This is a genomic window from Saccharopolyspora dendranthemae (assembly GCF_007829955.1).
Lineage (GTDB): Bacteria > Actinomycetota > Actinomycetes > Mycobacteriales > Pseudonocardiaceae > Saccharopolyspora > Saccharopolyspora dendranthemae.
Map to the genome: position 1 here is coordinate 758,307 of NZ_VIWX01000001.1, position 18,948 is coordinate 777,254.

The 18,948-nt window shown below is 68.5% G+C and carries 17 protein-coding genes; 5 read left to right on the top strand and 12 right to left on the bottom strand.

Annotated features, from left to right (window positions below):
* Positions 1-2: 2 nt before the first annotated feature.
* Positions 3-842, bottom strand: a complete 840-nt coding sequence (locus tag FHU35_RS03400; protein WP_145736609.1) for an MlaE family ABC transporter permease — start codon at positions 840-842, stop codon at positions 3-5.
* 3 nt (positions 843-845) lie between these two features.
* Entirely contained in the window at positions 846-1,610 is a 765-nt protein-coding gene (locus FHU35_RS03405; RefSeq protein ID WP_145736611.1) for an MlaE family ABC transporter permease, read from the bottom strand.
* A gap of 313 nt (positions 1,611-1,923) precedes the next feature.
* On the opposite strand from FHU35_RS03405, the gene FHU35_RS03410 reads away from it, so the two are divergent.
* The 4 genes from FHU35_RS03410 (at position 1,924) to FHU35_RS03425 (ending at position 5,681) form a co-directional block, all read left to right on the top strand.
* On the top strand, positions 1,924-2,661 hold the full coding sequence (locus tag FHU35_RS03410) for a Crp/Fnr family transcriptional regulator (protein WP_145736613.1): 738 nt from the start codon (positions 1,924-1,926) through the stop codon (positions 2,659-2,661).
* A 106-nt stretch (positions 2,662-2,767) separates the two neighbouring features.
* Positions 2,768-3,037 (top strand): hypothetical protein, encoded by a 270-nt coding sequence (locus tag FHU35_RS03415; RefSeq protein WP_145736615.1) that lies wholly within the window; start codon positions 2,768-2,770, stop codon positions 3,035-3,037.
* A gap of 62 nt (positions 3,038-3,099) precedes the next feature.
* Entirely contained in the window at positions 3,100-3,618 is a 519-nt protein-coding gene (locus tag FHU35_RS03420; protein ID WP_145736617.1) for a hypothetical protein, read from the top strand.
* Positions 3,615-5,681: a hypothetical protein gene (locus tag FHU35_RS03425; RefSeq protein ID WP_145736619.1), complete on the top strand. Its 2,067-nt coding sequence runs from the start codon at positions 3,615-3,617 to the stop codon at positions 5,679-5,681. Before FHU35_RS03420 ends, FHU35_RS03425 begins: the two co-directional genes overlap by 4 nt.
* On the opposite strand, the gene FHU35_RS03430 is transcribed toward FHU35_RS03425, so the two are convergent.
* From FHU35_RS03430 to FHU35_RS03450, 5 genes are all read right to left on the bottom strand, one after another.
* A complete protein-coding gene (locus FHU35_RS03430) occupies positions 5,626-8,283 on the bottom strand; it encodes a helix-turn-helix transcriptional regulator (RefSeq protein WP_186459240.1) in 2,658 nt (885 codons plus the stop codon). The genes FHU35_RS03425 and FHU35_RS03430 overlap by 56 nt on opposite strands.
* A 144-nt stretch (positions 8,284-8,427) precedes the next feature.
* Positions 8,428-8,658, bottom strand: coding sequence for a formate dehydrogenase subunit delta (locus tag FHU35_RS03435; RefSeq protein ID WP_145736623.1), 231 nt, complete (start codon positions 8,656-8,658; stop codon positions 8,428-8,430).
* Positions 8,655-11,465: a formate dehydrogenase subunit alpha gene (gene fdhF / locus FHU35_RS03440; protein ID WP_145736625.1), complete on the bottom strand. Its 2,811-nt coding sequence runs from the start codon at positions 11,463-11,465 to the stop codon at positions 8,655-8,657. The genes FHU35_RS03435 and fdhF overlap by 4 nt, the downstream gene beginning before the upstream one ends.
* Before the next feature lie 3 nt (positions 11,466-11,468).
* Positions 11,469-12,998 (bottom strand): formate dehydrogenase beta subunit, encoded by a 1,530-nt coding sequence (locus FHU35_RS03445; protein ID WP_145736627.1) that lies wholly within the window; start codon positions 12,996-12,998, stop codon positions 11,469-11,471.
* On the bottom strand, positions 12,995-13,453 hold the full coding sequence (locus tag FHU35_RS03450; RefSeq protein ID WP_145736629.1) for an NAD(P)H-dependent oxidoreductase subunit E: 459 nt from the start codon (positions 13,451-13,453) through the stop codon (positions 12,995-12,997). The genes FHU35_RS03445 and FHU35_RS03450 overlap by 4 nt, the downstream gene beginning before the upstream one ends.
* A 698-nt stretch (positions 13,454-14,151) precedes the next feature.
* Between FHU35_RS03450 and FHU35_RS03460 the strand changes: the two genes are divergently transcribed.
* Positions 14,152-14,484: a bifunctional 3-phenylpropionate/cinnamic acid dioxygenase ferredoxin subunit gene (locus FHU35_RS03460; protein ID WP_145736631.1), complete on the top strand. Its 333-nt coding sequence runs from the start codon at positions 14,152-14,154 to the stop codon at positions 14,482-14,484.
* Between the two features lie 220 nt (positions 14,485-14,704).
* Here the strand turns inward: FHU35_RS03460 and FHU35_RS03465 are convergent, their stop codons facing one another.
* The 5 genes from FHU35_RS03465 to pqqB form a co-directional block, all read right to left on the bottom strand.
* Positions 14,705-15,787, bottom strand: coding sequence for an S-(hydroxymethyl)mycothiol dehydrogenase (locus FHU35_RS03465; protein ID WP_145736635.1), 1,083 nt, complete (start codon positions 15,785-15,787; stop codon positions 14,705-14,707).
* Between the two features lie 212 nt (positions 15,788-15,999).
* Entirely contained in the window at positions 16,000-17,094 is a 1,095-nt protein-coding gene (pqqE, locus tag FHU35_RS03470) for a pyrroloquinoline quinone biosynthesis protein PqqE (RefSeq protein WP_145736637.1), read from the bottom strand.
* Positions 17,091-17,357, bottom strand: a complete 267-nt coding sequence (pqqD, locus tag FHU35_RS03475) for a pyrroloquinoline quinone biosynthesis peptide chaperone PqqD (RefSeq protein ID WP_145736640.1) — start codon at positions 17,355-17,357, stop codon at positions 17,091-17,093. The genes pqqE and pqqD overlap by 4 nt, the downstream gene beginning before the upstream one ends.
* Positions 17,357-18,052: a pyrroloquinoline-quinone synthase PqqC gene (gene pqqC, locus FHU35_RS03480; RefSeq protein WP_145736642.1), complete on the bottom strand. Its 696-nt coding sequence runs from the start codon at positions 18,050-18,052 to the stop codon at positions 17,357-17,359. Before pqqC ends, pqqD begins: the two co-directional genes overlap by 1 nt.
* Positions 18,049-18,942: a pyrroloquinoline quinone biosynthesis protein PqqB gene (pqqB, locus tag FHU35_RS03485; RefSeq protein ID WP_145736644.1), complete on the bottom strand. Its 894-nt coding sequence runs from the start codon at positions 18,940-18,942 to the stop codon at positions 18,049-18,051. Before pqqB ends, pqqC begins: the two co-directional genes overlap by 4 nt.
* Between the last annotated feature and the right edge of the window lie 6 nt (positions 18,943-18,948).

The window sequence follows — 18,948 nt, forward strand, 5'->3', positions numbered from 1 at the left end:
CATCACCCCGCGATGTGGACCGACGAGTCGGAGCCGTAGATCGCGAGGTCCAGCAGCAGGTCGACCAGCATCACGCCGATCAACGAGCCCCGCACGGCCTTGCCCACCGCCTGGCCCACGCCCGCAGGACCACCGCTGGCGGCGAAACCGTGGTAGCAGTGAACCGACATCACCACGATGGACATGGCCAGCGCTTTGACGAACGACCACAGCAGGTCCGAGGGCACCAGGAAGGCGCTGAAGTAGTGGTCGTAGGTACCGCCGGACTGTCCATACGCGACGGTCACGACGAGCCTCGTCGCCGCGAACGATCCCAGCACCGCCAGCGAGTACAGCGGGATGATGGCCACGAACCCGGCGATGATCCGCGTCGTCACCAGGTAGGGAACCGACCTGATCGCCATGACCTCCAGGGCGTCGATCTCCTCGCTGATCCGCATCGCGCCGAGCTGCGCGGTGAAACCGGCGCCCACGGTGGCCGTCAGCGCCACGCCGGCGATCACCGGTGCGGCTTCGCGGGTGTTGGCGTAGGAGGAGACGAAACCGGCCAGCGCCTCGACACCGATGTTGGCCAGCGAGGAGTAGCCCTGGAGTCCGACCTCGACACCGATCGCGGCGGTCATGAACACCACGATCACCACGGTCCCGCCGATGACCGCCAGACCGCCGGTGCCGAGGCTGACCTCGGCGATCAGCCGCGCCACCTCCCGCTTGTAGCGCGAGAGCGCCGTCGGCACGGAGGCGTACACGCGACCGTGGAAGACCACCTGACGACCGGTGTCCTCCAGCTTGCGCAGCGGCACCCGGACCACCTTGTCGCGCTTGGACTCGCCGATCGCCATGCGCTAGCCCCTCGCCTGCAGGAACACGGCGGTGATCAGCGAGTTCGCGGCGAACAGCAGGATGAAGCTGAACACGACCGTCTGGTTCACCGCGTCGCCGACGCCCTTCGGCCCGCCCTTGGCGTTGAGACCCAGGTGGCAGGCGACCAAACCGGACAGCAACCCGAAGACGGCCGCCTTCAACTCGCTCACGAGGAGATCGTCGACTCCGGTCAGCAAGGTCAGGTTCGACAGGAAGAGGCCCGCGCTGGAGTTCTGCACGAGCACCGAGAACAGGAAGCTCCCGCCCAATCCGACGAACGTGACCAGGCCGTTGAGCGCGAGGGCGACGATCGTGGAGGCCAGCACTCGCGGAACCACGAGCCGTTGCACCGGGTTCAGGCCCATCACGCTCATCGCTTCGATCTCGTCGCGAATCTTGCGCGCACCCAGATCAGCGCAGATCGCGGTCGCGCCGGCTCCCGCGACGACCAGCACGCTGACCATCGGGCCGATCTCCCGCACCACCGCCAACCCCGCCCCGGCCCCGGCCAGGTCCGCCGCGCCCAGCTCGGTCAGCAGCTGGTTGAGCTGGAACACGACGATGACGCAGAACGGGATGGCCACCAGCAGCGTCGGCACCACCGACACGCTCACGATCATCCACGCCTGCTGCAGGAATTCGCGCCCCTGGAAAGGACGCCGGAACCCGAGCCGGAAGACCTCCGCCGACAACCGGTAGAACGACCCGACGGGAACGCTGATCCTGGCCAGCCCGGAATCAGCCATCGACCAACCTCCCCCGAACAGGCAGAAATCCACGACGAGGAATCAACCCCGCGCAGCGAATAGTGAGGAAAGGACACCAAACAAACGGAACATGCACGGCAAATTCGTCGATGGCTGGCTCAGCGGCGCGCTCGATAGTCGCATTACGCACCCTTAACGTCAACAATCTCATCCTGAAACCCCGCCCAGCGGAACACGATCCAGCATCCATGCTGCTCCATCGAGGTGAAGATCGTTTCGGTCTGCATTCAATCCCGAGATCCACCCGTTCAGTGGCCAGCAATCGCTCGAAAAGCGCTAGCTGTACCGGCGATTGTCCACGGATGATCACCGCGTGGATCTTGGGGGCACGGCAGAAGACGTCGACACCGGTTATCTGCCCGCGCAGGACAGCTTCGTCACTCATGCGGGCACGGACCTCTGCACCGAGCTGCGCGGACTGGGCACTCGGACGGACTTCGACCGCAACGAGCTGCTGTTGCTCGTCGACCGGCCGAGCGACCACGTCCTGCTCATCGAGCGCGGATTCGTCAAAGTTCAACTGGCGGGAAACGGCCGTGACCTGATCGCGGGACTGTACGGCAAGGGCGAACTCATCGGTGAGCAAGGCGTGATGGAGTCCAAGCCTCGCAGCGCCACGGTCGTGGCACACACCGCGTGCGAGGCTACGAGAGTCCACCATCGGGACTTCAAGGAATTCTTGCGGCGACATCCTGAGCTGCCGCTGATCCTCGGCCGCATTGCGTACGAACGCCTGCACCGCGCGGATCAGCGCCAGATCAACCTGGCTTCTCAGGACGTGCCCACCAGGGTGTGCCGTCAACTTCTCGCGTGGGGCCAAGCACTCGGTGAACGGACCCGCGACGGTGTGGCCATCAGCGGCCTGAGCCGCAAGGACCTGGCTCAGTGCGTCGGTGCCGGCGAGGCGACCGTGGACGCGGCGTTGAAGCAACTGGGCGACCGAGGTCTGCTTCGCACCCGTCGGCTGACCTTCGTGCTGCCCGATCCCCACCGCCTTCGCGGCTATCTGCACACTCGCCCGATCACGTGAAGTAGTCGAAAGAACACGCGCCTCTCCCTGGTTTCAGGGAGAGGCGCGTCCATCCACTCGGCAAGACTCCGTTCACCCACCCACAGTGACGGAACGGAGTCGACCCTTGCGCCAAACGAATGGCCCATCGCTGATGCCCGAGCACTGCGCCCTGCTGACCGCGGACACGATCGAATCGGGCGGGACGCAACCGGAACACCTCGACTCGATTCCCCGCCTCGTGGAGAAGGTCGTGGCGGAGGCCTCGATCGAGGTAGGAATCGGCGAGGACGTGCACCGCAACGAGCAGTTCAGCGGCGACGGACTTCTGCGGGCCTATCCGAGTCAGTACCTCCCCGCGCTGATCGACCTGGTGCTTCGATCGACGCGCTGCTGATCCAGCACAACCTGTCGGCCAAGCCCGAGATTCGGCTGCGCATCGCGTTGCACCTCGGCCCCTTGTCGACTGATTTCGGGCTGTACCGACCCAACATCGATGTCTGCCGACTTCTGGACGCCGATGAGTTCCAAGCACTCGTCAAGCGCTGGCGTTCCTCCCTGCCCGCCGACCGGTTCACCACGGCGCTCATCCTGTCCGATGACGCACATCGAGCTGTCTTCGGCGGTGACTACACCCGGGCCATCACCCGCCACGACTTCGGGTCGATGAACATCCGGCACAAGGAGTTCGACCAGAAGGCCTGGGTGCGCATCGCCGGCGTCAACCCCGCGCAGCTCACCGAGTCTCCACCGAGCCCACCGGCTTCGCCGGAAGCTGGTGACGACGCTCGCCCCGCCGGTCACTCGATCAGCAACAGCGGGGGCAACCAGGGAATCCAGATCGCGGGCGACCGCAACCACGTCGAACAGCAGCCGCGGGAGACCCACGTCAACAACTTCACTGGCGAGAACAACTACGGCATCAGCGCGGGCCAGATCAACGGGTCGGTCAACTACAACGCCCGGGAGTCGCGATGAACTCCGTCGAAACACCGGTACGCACTGCGGATTCCGATAACACTCCCCCGAAGAGCGACGCCGGGAAGACCGACTCCACGAGCACGGTCAACAACGATACGAAGACCAACAACGGCGTCAGCGTCGGCCATGTCAGCGGGTCGGTCAACTACAACAACTACACGGGGTCCGCGTTCTCCAAGCCGGAGCTGCAGGACTTCCGCGTTTCCGACGACGATCTGGAACGCGCCAAGAATCATTTCGTCCCCTGCCCGGGATTCGACGATGCCTTGGCCACGCTGAAGAAGACCAATCTCGTTCTCCTGCGAGGTAAGGGCACCGGCAGGTCGCTGGCCGCGATCCGGATGCTGATCGACTGCGGAGCGCGCACGTTTTCACAGCTCAACGTGCGTCGTTCGTTCGACAGCATCACCGACGAACAGCTCGACAGCGACGGCGGGTTCATCTGGCAAGGAACCGAATCGCAATGGCAGCAGAAGATCGCGCCCCGCACGGCCGAGCGCGTAGCGACCTGGGCTCAGCGGAATCAGTGCTACGTGGTGGTCATCGTCGACGAGGCGTTGGAGCTCGGCCTTCAGAAGTTCGAGAGCTGGCTCGGTCGACCTGACTCCACCGAGGTGGCGAGGGAGTTCCTGCGATCGCACCCGGATTGCCCCACGGATCTCGTCGACACGATCCTCACCGAGAGATTCCGCGCACATCTCCGCGACGATTCCGCACCGAACGAGGCAGAACTCGTCGCCATCCGTGCGTGGGACGTGCACGAAAAGAAGCGAGAGCCTGAGCCTGCTCTAGCCGATCTCTCACGCGAAGCCCAGCACCTGGTAGCAGACTGGTTTCGCGAGGATCGGTCGACGATCGAGTACGCCATGCTGGTCGCGATCTCCGTCTTCACGAACCGCGACTACGGCGACGTGATGAGCGCCGCCGAGGAGCTGGAGGAGATGATCGCCGAGGCGGACAATCCGGAGGACAAGCGTCTCAAACAGCGGAAGATCTTCGAGTTCAGCAAGAGCGTCATCCTCAGCAGCTTGAACGCGACGACGACGTGGCATCCCCATGCCAAAGGGGCCAGCCTCTTTCGAGAGACTGTTCACTTCAGACGATCAGACGTCGCGAAGTGGGCCTTCCGCCGAGCTTGGCTCGAATACGACCTGTTCCGCCCGGTGATCGTGGACTGGATGGCGCGCCAGGCCAAGAACGGATTCCAGTGGTACTGCGCGAAGGCCTTGCACGACGTCATCACCGGCCTTCCCCACACCGACCCGTTGGAACACATCAAGACGCTCGCGAGCAAGCAATCTCTGACTTCCAACGAGCTCTCCGCGGAGCTCCTCGGGAGGTTCGCCGACGACCCCGGCACGAAGGACTTCGTCGAACCGCTCCTCCGAGACTGGTGCACGGGATCAGGCTTCCACGTCAAGTGGACTGCGGCTCTGGTGTACGCCACCGAGCACGGCGTGCGCGATCCGAAGCGAGCGATGGCCCGTCTTGAGACGATCGCTCGAAGCGACGCTCGACTGGTTCCCGCCGTCAAAGTCGCGGTGACCTCGTTGCTGAGCCGGCCGTCCAACCGCGAGCTGGTTCTTCGTGCCCTGGTCGAGTGGACGCGGCCGCACGGTCACCGTCGTGACGCTGAGAAACTGAGTAATCTCCGCTCAGTCGGGCTCGACTGCGCACAAGCCGCACTCGGCCTCACCGACCCGAAGTACTACTTGCAATCCCTTCCCAAGCAGGAGGACCCGCTCCTCATCGACCCGCACCCGAAGCTGGTCGCGCGGCTCTTCTGGCGGGTCTTTCTCGACCAGCGCACTCGCGCTTCATCGCTACGAGCCTTGCTCAGCCTGTGCGAGCAGTCCGAGAAGAACCCCCGCAATGAACGAGCACGTGGGGTGGCACAGCTGGTCGCCACTGTCGCCCCGGACCTCCACCGGCACGATCACCATCGGCTTTTCGAAGATTGGAAGACGGAGTACCCGGGCAACTCCGGCCGGGTCGATCGGGCCTTCAGTACCGTGCAGTTGCTCCACCAGAGGTATGCGCCCTCTCAGGCCTCCAGGTAACACCATGCGAATCGCCGGTGTCGTCGTCGAGGCGGGCGAGTTCGGCTGGGAGTTCGGTGCGCTTGCGGACGTCGAGCTTGCGGTAGACGCGGGTGAGGTGCTGTTCGACCGTGCTGACCGTGATGTAGAGGTGGCGACCGATCTCGCGGTTCGTCTGGCCCCTGGCGGCGAGTTCGGCGACCTTGCGCTCGGCATCGCTGAGCAGCGGTCCGCCCGCCGGTTCGCCCTCGGGGCGGACGTCCTCGCAGGACTCCCGGCTCCGGGACACCAGGGCGTCGACCTGGCAGGCCCTGGCCGCCTGCTCGGCCTTGCGCAGGATCAGCCTGGCGTCGCGGAGCTGACCGAGGTCGCTGTGGGCCTGGCTGAGGTCGCCCAGCGCGCGGGCCAGCTCCAGCCGGTCGCCGCAGCGATCCAGGAGCTGGATCGCCTCGCGCAGCACGGCCACCCGCTGCCGGGGCTCGTTGCAGGCGGCCAGGACCCGCAGGGTGATCGCGCGGACGCGCACGCCGCCGGACGAGCCGCCGAGCTGCTCGGCGACCAGCTCTCGGGCCTCCTTCCGCCTGCCCAGCAGCAGATAGGTCTCGGCTAGGTCGGCGCGCCACGGGATCGTCGTGGGGATCGCCGGGTCTCCGGCGCGCATCCGGGCGGCGACCCGCTCGAAGGCGTCCAGCGCCGCCAGGAGCCGACCCGTGATCAGGGCGTGCTTGCCCATCGCGTGCAGGTGGCGGATGCCGATGGCGGTGCAGGCCATCTCCTCCGGCACCGGGCGGGCGAGCAGTTCGGCCGCCGCGTCGTGCCTGCCCAGCGCCGAGTTGACCAGGATCAACGTGGACAGCGGCAGCCCCACCAGCACGCCCCAGCTCTGCTCGTGCAGCAGCCGCAGCGCCTCGCTCGCCCCGGCTTCAGCGGGGACGAGTTCGCCGCGCCGCCACGACAGCTCCGCGCGCACCGCTGCGATCAGGGCCTGCGCGGTGGTGGCCCCCTGCCTGCGGGCCTGGGCCGCCAGGACCTGGCACCAGTGCCGGGCTCGTTCGGCGTGACCGGTGTGGTCCAGGGCCAGGACGGCGGCGCACGCCGCCTCGGGCAACGACTCACCCGCGCTGCTCTGCAGGACGTGCTCGGCCGCGCGCAGCGTCTCGCCGGACATCTCCCCGGACCACGCCCGCAGCAGACCCGCGCTGACCCGCCACGAGCTGTCCTCGCTGGTCAAGATCGCGGAATGGCGGAGCCCGCCGTAGATCCACTCAGCGGCGATGCGCAGTTCGGCGACGGCGCGGGGACGCGGTAGCCCGGCGTGCGCGCGGGTGGTGCGCAGCAGCTCCCCCGCCGCGTCCGGATCGCCCCGCCAGAGCCGCAACCTCGCCACGGCGATCGCGTCCCACCAGCCCAGGTCCCGCCGGTGCGCGAGCGGGCCGAGATGCCGCGCGGCGATGGCCGGGTTGATGCGCCAGGCCGCGCGGACCAGCGCTGCGCGCACTGCGACGCGCTCGCCCTCGTCCTCGCAGGCGTCGAGGGCGAGTTCCAGGCCGCTCACCGCGAGAGCCGGATCGTCCACCTGGGCCTGTTCGGCGGCGTCGCGCAGCTGCCGCATGGCCCAGCGCCCGGGAACGGTGCCGGACGCCGTGAGGTGGCGGGCGATCTCGACGGCCGGAGCTCCACGCCGGTGCAGCAGCTCGGCAGCGCGCGCGTGCAGCCTCACCGCCTCACCAGGGGTGAGGCTCTCCACGACGATGTCGGGGTTGCGCAGGCGGCCGGCGCAGGACAGCCCCGCCGCGTTGAGCACGTCGAGCGCGGAGTCCACCGCGGGCTGAGTCATCTCCAGCAGATCCGCGATCAGCGCGGATGAAGCCGACGTTCCCAGGATGGCGAAACCCTCGGCCACCGCGAGGAAGTGCGCGTCCCAGCGGGTCAGGCAGTCCAGCACCGCGCGCCGGAAATGAGGTCCCACGACGAGTCCGTCGTGACGCAGTGCGGTGAGCAAGAACGGGTTTCCGCCGCTGAGCTCGAAAGCGGTCGTCACGTCGCCGACGTCGACGCCGAGCAGTGCGGCGGCACCGGAGGCCGACAGCGGGGAGAGGCAGATCCGGTGATCCGGTTGGCGGGCCAGCTCCGCGTGCAGGGGTTCGCGTGCGAGGCTCGGCCGCTCCCACTCGGTCAGCACGAGCAGCACCCGGGCCGACGCGACCCGCCTGCGCAGGTAGAGCAGCACCTGCTGGGAATCGGGATCGGCGAAGTGCACGTCGTCGATCGCCAGCACCAGCGGCCGGTCCCCCGCCACGCCGAGCAGCAGAGCGGCCACCGCTTCCACCGAGCGGACGTCGAGCGGTGCCGCGGCGAGGGTCGCGAGCCGGTCGCGGACCTCGGGTTCGGCATCGGCGAGCAGCTGGTTGATCACTCCCAGCGACAGCCCGCGCTCGCCGAGCGACCCGACCGCGCGCAGCAGCGACGCCCGCTCACCGACGAGATCGCCGAGCGCGTCCAGCAGCGCGGTCTTCCCGGTCGCCGGCCCGCCACCGATGAGCACCACCCGACCGCGACCCCGCGCGCAGTCGGCGAAGGAGTCGGCCAGTCGGGCCAACTCGCTGGTCCGTTCGGTCACCATCGGTGGTCTCCACATCCTCACCCGCGCAACGGTTCTCGTGCTGCGCCGAGCCCCTGCCAACACCGGTCGGACGTAGCCGGCCCCGGTGCGGTTCCCGCAGCGGGCGTGGAGAGACGGCCGGGCTTGAGATCACCTCGCGGCGAGTCAGCCCGGGGCGGTGGAGGTGCGGAGGAGGCGGGCCGCTTCCAGGGCGGCCGGGTCGAGGTCGTGGGGCGGAACGTCCGCGAAGCGGTCGAACTCCGCCCTCATCCGCGGATCCCAGAACATCCTGATGTGCTTCGCGACCTCGTCGGCCGCCTGGTGGAACGGCAGGTGCGCGAACTGGATCGCGATGTCGTTGGCCATCCGGGCCTGGGGCGATTCACCGGTGCTCATGACTCGGTCAACACCGCCTCCCGGTGGTCCGCCGCGGCCTTCTCCGCGCTGGTCCCGCGGGCGACCTGGACGGCGGTGACCTTGTACTCCGGGCAGTTGGTGGCCCAGTCGGAGTTCTCGGTGGTCACCACGTTCGCCCCGGTGATCGGGTGGTGGAAGGTCGTGTACACCACGCCCACGGGCATGCGGTCGGAGATCTTCGCCCGCAGCGAGGTCGTTCCCACCCGGCTGGACAGGTTGACCACGTCACCCGAGGAGATGCCGCGGTCCTCGGCGTCGTGCGGGTGGATCTCCAGCACGTCCTCCGGGTGCCAGGCGACGTTAGCCGTGCGCCGGGTCTGCGCGCCGACGTTGTACTGCGACAGGATCCGGCCGGTGGTGAGCACCAGCGGGAACCTGCGGGTGCTGCGCTCCCGGGTCGCGACGAACGGGGTGAGCACGAACTTCCCCTTGCCCCGCACGAACTCCTCGGCGTGCATGATCGGCGTTCCCTCGGGAGCCTTGTCGTTGCAGGGCCACTGGACGCTCCCGAGCTCGTCGAGCTTGCCGAACGACACGCCCGCGAAAGTCGGTGTCACGGCGGCGATCTCGTCCATGATCTCGCGCGGGTGCTCGTAGTGCATGTCGTATCCCATGGCCTGGGCGATCTCGCAGGCCACCTGCCACTCGTCCTTGCCCGTCTTGGGCACCATCACCGGGCGGACCCGGTTGATGCGCCGCTCGGCGTTGGTGAAGGTGCCGTCCTTCTCCAGGAACGAGGTGCCGGGCAGGAACACGTGCGCGAACTTGCTCGTCTCGTTGAGGAACAGGTCCTGCACCACGACGAGTTCCAGGGCCGAGAGCGCCGCGGAGACGTGCTGGGTGTTGGGGTCGGACTGCGCGATGTCCTCGCCCTGCACGAACAAGCCGTGGAAGCTCCCGTCCACGGCGGCGTCGAACATGTTCGGGATCCGCAACCCGGGTTCGGGCAGGATCGGGCGCTCCCAGAGCTTCTCGAACACCTCGCGCACCGCGTCGTCGGCGACGTGGCGGTACCCGGACAGCTCGTGCGGGAAGGATCCCATGTCGCACGAGCCCTGCACGTTGTTCTGCCCGCGCAACGGGTTCACGCCGACGCCGTCGCGTCCGATGTTGCCGGTGACCATGGCCAGGTTGGCCATGCCCATCACCATCGTGGAGCCCTGGCTGTGCTCGGTGACTCCGAGCCCGTAGTAGATCGCGCCGTTGCCGCCGGTGGCGTACAGGCGCGCGGCTTCGCGGAGGTCTTCGGCGGGAACGCCCGTGATCGACTCGACGGCTTCCGGGCTGTTCTCCTCGCGGGAGATGAACTCCGCCCACTCGTCGAAGCCCTCGCAGCGCGACGCCACGAAGGACTCGTCGGTGAGGCCTTCGGTGACCACCACGTGCGAGAACGCGTTGACCATCGCGACGTTGGTCCCCGGCGCGAGCTGCAGGTGGTGCGCGGCCTCGATGTGCGGGCTGCGCACGAGGTCGATGCGGCGCGGGTCGATGACGACGAGCTTCGCGCCCTCGCGCAGCCGCCGCTTCATCCGGGAGGCGAACACCGGGTGCCCGTCGGTCGGGTTGGCGCCGATCACCACGATCACGTCGGAGGACGCCACGGAGCGGAAGTCCTGCGTGCCCGCCGAGGTCCCGAAGGTCTGCTTGAGCCCGTAGCCGGTCGGCGAGTGGCAGACGCGGGCGCAGGTGTCGACGTTGTTGTTGCCGAACGCCGCGCGGACCATCTTCTGCACCACGTAGACCTCTTCGTTGGTGCAACGCGACGAGGTGATCCCGCCGATCGAGTCGGACCCGTGCCGGGACTGGATGTCACGGAACTTCTCGGCGACGTAGGAGATCGCCGTCTCCCAGTCGGTCTCGCGCCACTCGTCGGTGGTGCTCTCCCGGATCATCGGGTTGAGCCGCCGGTCCGGGTGGGTGGCGTAGCCGAAGGCGAAGCGGCCCTTGACGCAGGAATGCCCCTCGTTGGCGCCACCGTCCTTGTACGGCACCATCCGCACCAGCTCGTCGCCGCGCAGCTCGGCCTTGAACGAGCAGCCCACGCCGCAGTAGGCGCAGGTCGTCAGCACCGACCGGGTCGGCATCCCGAGATCCACCACCGACTTCTCCTGCAGCGTGGCTGTCGGGCACGCCTGCACGCACGCACCGCAGGACACGCAGTCGGACTCCAGGAACGGGTCACCCGCGCCCGCGGCGACCTTGGAGTCGAAGCCGCGCCCCTCGATGGTCAGCGCGAAGGTGCCCTGCACCTCGTCGCAGGCCCGGACGCAACGGGAGCACACGATGCACTTGGAGGCGTCGAAGTCGAAGTAGGGGTTGCTGCTGTCGGTGGGCGCGTCGAGGTGGTTGGCGCCCTCGTAGCCGTAGCGGACCTGGCGCAAGCCGACCACGCCGGACATGTCCTGCAGCTCGCAGTCACCGTTGGCCGAGCAGGTCAGGCAGTCCAGCGGGTGGTCGGAGATGTAGAGCTCCATGACACCCTGGCGCAGCTTCTCCAGCCTCGGCGTCTGGGTGCTGACCTTCATGCCCTCGGCGACCGGTGTCGTGCACGAGGCCGGTGTGCCCTTGCGTCCGTCGATCTCCACCAGGCACAGCCGGCACGAGCCGAACGCCTCCAGGCTGTCGGTGGCGCACAGCTTGGGGATGTCGGTGCCGGACTCCGCGGCGGCGCGCATCACCGAGGTGCCCTCGGGCACGGTGATCGGCACGCCGTCGATCTCGACGGTGACGGTGGCCTCCCCCGTCCTGGCCGGGGTGCCGTAGTCGGGTTCCTTCAGCAGACCCATCGGCTACTTCGCCTCCTTCAGGAAGTCCTCGGGAAAGTGCGCCAGCGCGCTGCGCACCGGGTTCGGGGTCAGCCCGCCCATCGCGCACAGCGATCCGTCGGTCATCAGCTCGCACAGATCGCCCAGCACGGCGAGGTTGCCGTCGCGGTCCTCGCCGCCGACGATGCGATCGACGGTCTCGACCCCGCGCACCGCGCCGACCCGGCACGGCGTGCACTTGCCGCAGGACTCCTCCGCGCAGAACTCGAACGCGAAGCGCGCCATCGCCGCCATGTCCACCGTGTCGTCGAAGACGGTGATGCCGCCGTGCCCGAGCATCGCCTGCGCCTCGGCCAGCGCCTCGTAGTCCGTCGGCAGGTCGAACTGCTCCGGCGGCACGTAGGACCCCAGCGGCCCGCCGATCTGCACCGCGCGGACCGGGCGGCCGGAGCGGGTGCCGCCGCCGTAGCCGTTGACGAGATCCCCGATGGAGATGCCGAACGCCGACTCGAAGACGCCGCCGCGCGCGATGTTGCCCGCCAGCTGGAAGACCTGGGTCCCTCGCGAGCGCTCCACGCCCAGCTCGGCGTAGGCCTGGCCACCGTCGGCGAGGATCGCCGGGACGCTGGCCAGGGTGAGCACGTTGTTGACCGCGGTGGGCTTGCCGAAGAGGCCGGTGATCGCCGGGATCGGAGGTTTGGACCGGACCATGCCGCGCCTGCCTTCCAGGCTCTCCAGCATGGAGGTCTCCTCGCCGCAGATGTAGGCGCCGGCGCCGACCCGCACGAACAGGTCGAACCTCAGCTCCGACCCGAGCACTCCCTCACCGAGCCAGCCGGCCGCGTAGGCGGCGTCGATGGCGTCGCGCAGGGAGCGCACGGCATCGGGGTACTCGGATCGGACGTAGATGTAGCCCTCGGTGGCGCCGACCGCGTGGGCGGCGATGGTCATGCCCTCGATGAGGCAGAACGGGTCGCCTTCCATGAGCATCCGGTCGGCGAAGGTCCCGGAGTCGCCTTCGTCGGCGTTGCAGCAGACGAACTTCGCCGGCCCGTCGGCCTTGAGCACGGTGTTCCACTTGATGCCCGCGGGAAATCCGGCCCCGCCGCGACCGCGCAGGCCGGAGGTGGTGACCTCCTCCACGACCTCGGCGGGTGTGAGGGCCAGAGCCGCGCGCAGCCCGCGCAGTCCGCCGTGCGCCTCGTAGTCCGATGTGGACAGCGGGTCGGTGATGCCGACCCGGGCGAAGCACAGCCGCTGCTGATCGCGCATCCACGGCAGGTCCTCGACCACGCCCTGGCAGAGCTCGTGGTCGGCGCCGCGCAGCATCCCGGCCGCCACCAGCTCCGGCACCCGTCCGGCGGTGACCGGGCCGTAGCCGACGCGGCCTCGATCGGTTTCGACCTCGACGAGCGTTTCGAGCCAGAGCATGCCGCGAGAACCGTTGCGCACCAACCTGATGGGCTCGTCGGCCGCGCGCTGGAGCGCCGCGGCGACCTCGTTGGCGCCGACCGAGACCGCTGCCGAGTCCTGGGGAACGTAGACGGTGATCACGCGCGTCCCTCCGCGAGGATCTCGACCAGCCGGCTGCGGTCCACCCGGCCGTACAACCTGCCGTTGACCTGCGTCGACGGACCGAGGGCGCAGTTGCCCAGGCAGAACACCTGCCCCAGGGTGACCGAGCGGTCGGTCGTGGTCTGGCCGACCTTGACGCCGAAGACCTGCTCCGCGTCGGCGATCAGCCGTTCAGCGCCGACCGACTGGCAGGCCTCGGCGCGGCAGATCTTCACGGTCGTGGTGCCGGCGGGTTCGGAGCGGAAGTCGGTGTAGAAGGAGACGACGCCGTGCACGTCGGCACGGGAGAGGTTGAGCTCCTCGGCGAGCACCGGGACCACCTGCGGATCGATCCAGCCGAACTCCTCCTGGAGGTGGTGCAGGATCGGCAGCAGCGCACCGCGCTCGCCCCGGTGCGCTTCGACGACGCCGCGCACCCGTTCGGATATCGTCATCTCCGGGCTCCACTCCGTTGTAGATTGGGTCCACCGTCGCGCCGCGTGGCCCAGAGTTCAACGCACGCGTTTTTATGCAGCGATAAGCACCGGGTATCGCTGCGCACTCCCCGTCACCAAATTGCGTGCGTTCTCGCTGGACAGGTGGTCTCGTGAATCATTTTCGCGCCATTTCCGGCGTTTTCGCCCACTCAGCGGAACCAGCGGCGACGAGCGTTTTCACCCATACGCGTCACGCCGTGATCGTTTCACCGCTCATGCCAGGACGTCGCCGCTGGTTCTGACGACGATGCCGCTCATGCGGGGTTGTCGCGCACTCGTCCCGCTCGGCTTGCCCGGTGCTCGCCGGTGCGCCTAACTTCGATTCCAGCGCGGAATTCGGGAATTGTTGCGTTCCCGGCTCCCGCTGCGGCCGGAAACCTCAACCGGCCGGGACGAACCTGAGGAGAATGTGATGACCTGGGAAACTCCTGAATACACCGTGATCGACGTCTGCGCGGAGGTCACCGGATACCTCCACCGCGCCGAAGAAGACTGACGCGACCGCTCCCACCACGCGGCTCGAACCGCACCGAGTGCCGCAAGGCCCTCGCCGCATCCGCCTGCCGGATCGGACGAGGTCCTTGCGGCACCGTCATCAGCGGGGCCGGTCGGAGTCACCGGCGTCGCCGAGCTTCTGGTGAAGGGGAGTGACATCGATGCCCCCGGCCACGCATCGAGTCCGGGTGTGCCGACTGCACGAGTTCCCGCCCGGAACCGTGCGACGGCTCAACACCCTGCCGCCGGTCGCGGTGTTCAACGTCGCCGGACGGCTCTACGCGATCGACGACATCTGCTCGCACGACTACGCGCTCCTCAGCGAGGGCCACTTCGACGGCACCTCGCTGGAGTGCCCGGTGCACATGTCCCGCTTCGACGTCCGCAACGGCGAACCGCTGTGCCTCCCGGCCACCGAGCCGCTGCGCACCCACCGAGTCGAGGTCACCGGAGACGAGGTAGCCGTCCACATAGACATAGGCCGCCTCCTCTGAACCCCGAAATTAAGGGGCACGCGGAATCGCCTTGCTTGGCGGTGCGGGTGGCGGAACCTCACACGCCGTCTGGCCTCCGGGTGCCACGACTGATGTATGCCAATACACGGCGTCGTGGCGTCCTCACCCAGACGACGTGTGAGAACCCGCGGCGGTGCCAGCTGAGTCCCACACCTGAAACAACGGCACCCGCCTTACTCTGACGGGAGGGAGGCGGAGGTCAGAAGACGACGACTGAGCGGAGGACTTCTCCTCGCTCCATCTTGGCGAAGGCGTCCTCGACCTCGTCCAGGGTGATCTCCTCCGTGACGAACTTGTCCAGCGGCAGGCGGCCCTGCTGGTAGAGGTTGGTGAGCATCGGGAAGTCGCGGCTGGGCAGGCAGTCGCCGTACCAGGAGGACTTCACCGCACCACCGCGCCCGAAGACGTCCAGCAGCGGGAGCTTGAGCTCCATCTCCGGAGTGGGCACGCCGACGAGCACGGCCGTGCCCGCGAGATCGCGCGCGTAGAAGGCCTGTTCGAAGGTTTCCGGCCGGCCCACCGCGTCGATCACGACGTCCGCGCCGTTGCCCCCGGTGAGCGACCGGACCGCGGACACGGTGTCGGTCTCGGCGGCGTTGACGGTGTGGGTGGCGCCGAATTCCTGGGCCCAGGCCAGCTTCTTCGGGTCCCGGTCGACGGCGATGATCTTCTCGGCGCCCGCGAGCGCCGCTCCGGCGATCGACCCGTTGCCGACGCCGCCGCAACCGATGACGGCGACGGAATCGCCGCGAGTGATCCCCCCGGTGTTGATCGCCGCGCCGATCCCGGCCATCACGCCGCACCCCAGCAAGGACACCACCACCGGGCGGGCGGCCGGGTCCACGCGCGTGCACTGACCGGCGTGCACCAACGTGCGCTCGGAGAACGCGCCGATGCCCAGGGCCGGGGACAGCTCGGTGCCGTCCTCCAACCGCATCGGCTGGTCGGCGTTGTTGGTGTCGAAGCAGTACCAGGGCTTCCCGCGCGAGCAGGCGCGGCACTGACCGCACACCGCGCGCCAGTTGAGCACCACGAAGTCGTTCTCCGACACGTCCGACACCCCGGGTCCGACGGCTTCGACGACACCGGCGGCCTCGTGGCCGAGCAGGAACGGGAACTCGTCGTTGATCCCGCCTTCGCGGTAGTGCAGGTCGGTGTGGCAGACACCGCAGGCCTGCACCCGGACGAGGACCTCACCCGGGCCGGGCTCGGGCAGGTCGATCCGGACCACCTCGACCGGCTTCCCCTTCCCCGGTGCGATCACGGCGCGCGATTTGATCATCTAGTCCTTCCTCTCCCGAAAAGGCGCCGGTGACGGCGGAAGCGGTCGGGGGCGCCTGCACCGTCACCGGCGCGCTCGACTCCCACACGCCGAGTCGAGGACCGGTTGGTCCCCGACACCATCGCGCGCCGGATCTGGAGTGGACAACGAATCCGGTACCGGCGGAGCGTGATCAAGAACGAGCGGCGGGATTTCGGTGACGAATCGCGCGATCACTCCGCGGCGGCGTGCGGACGCCGGTAGACCGGCTCGGGTGCGCTGACGGGCACCTGGTTGGCGCGGTCCACGGCTTCCTGCACGAGGTGGTGGTCCGGCGAGTACGTGCACACCGGATCGGTGCGCGCGGCGTCGCCGGTCAGCGCGAACGCCTGGCACCGGCACCCGCCGAAGTCGATCTCCTTCCGGGAGCACGACCGGCACGGGTCCGGCATCCAGTCGGTGCCCCGGAACGCCTCGAACGCAGGCGATTTGAACCAGATCTCCTCGAGCGGGTGTTCCAGGACCGTCGGGAAGTCGAGGGTGCCGATGTCGGCGGCGACCGGGCACGGGTAGACCGACCCGTCCGGGGCCACGGTCAGGGCGGTCTGCGCCCACCCGCCCATGCACGGCTTCGGGAAGCGCTCGTAGTAGTCCGGCAGGATCCACAGCAGTTCCATCCGGCCGGCGAGCTCCGCCTTCCGCCGCTCGTAGACCTGCTGGGCCTCGGCCAGTTGATCACGGCTGGGCAGCAGCAGATCCCGGTTGCGCAGCCCCCACCCGTAGTACTGGGTGTTGGCCAGCTCCAGCCGCTCAGCGCCCCACGATTCGCAGACGTCGATGATGGCGTCGAGCCGGTCGAGGTTGAGCCGGTGCAGCACGACGTTCATGTTCAGCGGCAGCCCCGAATCGACGATGATCCGCGCGGCGTCCCGCTTCTTGTCGAACCGCTTGCTGTCCGCGACGAGTTCGCTGGCCTCGGCGTTCTCCCCTTGGATGCTCAGCTGCACGCTGTTGAGCCCGGCCGCGACCAGCGACTTGGCCCGTTCGCGGGTGAACCCGAGGCCGCTGGTGATCAGGTTGGTGTAGAGCTCGCAGCCGCGGGCTTCGGCGATCAGCTCCGCGAGGTCGCCGCGCACCAGCGGCTCGCCCCCGGAGAAGTGCACCTGCACCACGCCGAGGTCGGAGGCCTCGCGGATCACCCGCAGCCAGTCCGCGGTGTCGATCTCGCTGGATCGCGCGCGCAGTTCCAGCGGGTTGGAGCAGTAGAGGCAGTGCAGCGGGCACTGGTGGGTCAGCTCGGCGAGCAGACCATAAGGCGCGGGAGTCATCCGGACACCACCCAACCCTGGTCGTGCGCATCGCGCAGGAACGTCAGCACGTCGTCGATGAGCCCGGTCGCGCCGAACTCCTCCTCCAGCCGGTCCACGAGCTCCCGCACCGTCCGGGTCCCGTCGCAGAGCCGCAGGATCGCGGCACCCGAGGTGTTGAGCCGCACCACCCGCTCGGGCAGCAACAGCATGTCGGCGTCCCGGACCTTGTCGTGCTTGAGCATCGCCTTGGGCACCAGGCGGGGCCTGCTCCCGGCGTCCATCACTCCGCCTTGCCGTAGGTGTGCTGGACCGTGTCGAGCAGGGTCCACAGCACGTCGCACTTGAACTCCAGCGCGCGCAGGCACGACTCCTGCTGCTCGCGAGTCTCGGCGTGGGTGAGCACCAGGCCGAGCAGGTGCGCGATGTCGTCGGGCTGCTGGGTCAACCGGGTCCGGAAGTACTCCAGGCCTCGCGAGTCCAGCCACGGGTAGTGCTTCTGCACGTCAACGATGCGCCGGCTGAGCAGGTCGGGGGCGAACAGCTCGGTCATCGCCGAGGCCACCGCCTCCAGCCACGGCTTGTGCCTGCAGAAGTCGACGTAGGCGTCGACGGCGAAGCGCACGCCCGGCAGCACGGTGCGGGTGTCGTGGAGCTCCTCGCGGGTGAGGCCGACCGCTTCGCCGAGCCGCACCCAGCGCTCGATGCCGCCCTCGACCTCCGCGGTGCCGTCGTGGTCGGTGATGCGCTTGATCCACTTCCGGCGTTCAGCACCGCTGGGCAGCTTGGTGAGGATGAAGGCGTCCTTCACCGGCAGGTTGATCTGGTAGTAGAAGCGGTTGCGCACCCAGCCGCGGAACTCCTCCTCGGTCAGATCGCCGGCGTGCATCCGCTCGTTGAACGGGTGCAGGTGGTGGTAGCGCGCCTCGCCGACCGCCCGCAGCTCCGCCTCGAACTCCTCAGACGACCAGGGCCTCATAGTTCTACCTCCAGACCCGCACGCCCCACCTCGATGCCCAGCGCAGCGAGCTCTGCTCGTTCCGCTGATGCCTCGTCGAGGATGGGGTTGGTGTTGTTGACGTGTACGTAGATCTTGCGCTGAGCGGGCAGCGCGGCCAGGTGTCGCGCCGAGCCGTCCGCTCCGCTGACGGGCATGTGGCCCATCGACCTGCCGGGCCGATCACCGGTGCCGTGGCGGGACATCTCGTCGTCGGTCCAGAACGTGCCGTCGACGAACACGCAGTCCGCTTCGGCGACCTGCTCTGCGAAGTTCTCGTCCCAGCTTGGCACGGTCGGGGCGTAGACGGCGGTTCCGCCGCTCACCGGGTCGTGCAGCAGGTAGCCAGTCTCCCAGTCCCCCGGCCCGGCGTGGTGTCCGACGTAGCGCGGTGGTTTGGATCCCGTGGCGAAGGCCGTCACCCGGAGCCGTTCGTCGAGGTCGATGGGCTTTCCCAGGTCGACGGTGCGCCACCGCACGGCGGCGTAGTCGGCGACGAGGTCGCGCACCGGGAAGTGGTCGGTGAGCGCCGCCAGCACCGGTGCCGTCCCGAAGACGTCGAGCGACGAACCCTCGCGCAGCACCAGTAGCCCGATCGTGTGATCGAATTCGGCGTCCGTGAGCAGCACGCCCGCCACCGGCGTCTCCCGCGCTCCGGGCCCCGGGTGCAGGCTGGGATCGGCGGCGATCTGGTGGTGCACGTCGGGCGTGGCGTTGAGCAGGTACCAGCGCTCACCGGTGCCGGAGACCGCGAGTCCTGCGTGCGGCGAGGCGTGCTCGGGGGTGGTTCGAGCCTTGCGGCAGCCGCGGCAGGCGCAGTTCCACTGCGGGTACCCGCCCCCTGCCGCGACTCCCAGGCAGTGGAGAAGCACGGCGGC